This is a genomic window from Pseudomonas sp. P5_A12, from assembly GCF_056400685.1.
The window spans coordinates 1-577 of sequence record NZ_JBFUKU010000636.1 but is presented as its reverse complement, the minus strand read 5'-3'; the positions used below and the strand labels follow the sequence as shown (position 1 = coordinate 577).

The 577-nt window shown below is 57.5% G+C and carries 1 protein-coding gene; it reads right to left on the bottom strand.

The genetic code is table 11. The annotated features are described in order from the left end of the window. Nucleotides 1-496, bottom strand: a 496-nt coding sequence (locus tag AC1DSG_RS31630) for a TetR/AcrR family transcriptional regulator (protein WP_477794364.1), incomplete at its 3' end; no start/stop codon positions are given. Between the last annotated feature and the right edge of the window lie 81 nt (nt 497-577).

The following is a 577-nucleotide window of genomic DNA, read 5'->3' as shown; positions in this document are numbered from 1 at the left end:
ACTCTCCTGGCCCCAGCGCGCGAGCCAAAGCCAAACCGCCCACCATCAAGGCCATGTCTGCCAAGGCTTTGTCGGTGTCTTCCGGACTGGCCGCCAATTGCGCGACCATCAATTCCACATGCTCATTCAGAGCGACACGAAACGCATCCGGCAGCCGCCCCAGTTCGCCAACTGACGCCGGGATCGGGCATGCCGATTCGGAGGAGTCACGGTGTTTACGCGAGAGGTAAAACGCAGCCACCAACGCGCGACGTTCTTCACCAGAGAGTTGCTCATCCATGTCAGCAATCAGGTCACGACGGTGACCCAGCAATTGCTGGAACGCCTCCAGCATCATCGCGTCCTTGCTTTCGAAGTGCGCATAGAAGCCGCCTACGGTCAGGCCGGCTGCGCCCATCACTTCGCCCACGCTCGGCTCTGCCGGGCCGCGCTGAATCAGCGCTGCGCTGGCAGCCTTAAGGATACGTTCGCGGGTTTGAGCTTTTTTATCGTTCATCGTTGCCTCCGAATATTACGACTAGAATATTATTCTCATAATAATTTTTCGCAAGTCGTGGATGTGACCGCTGGTCTGAAG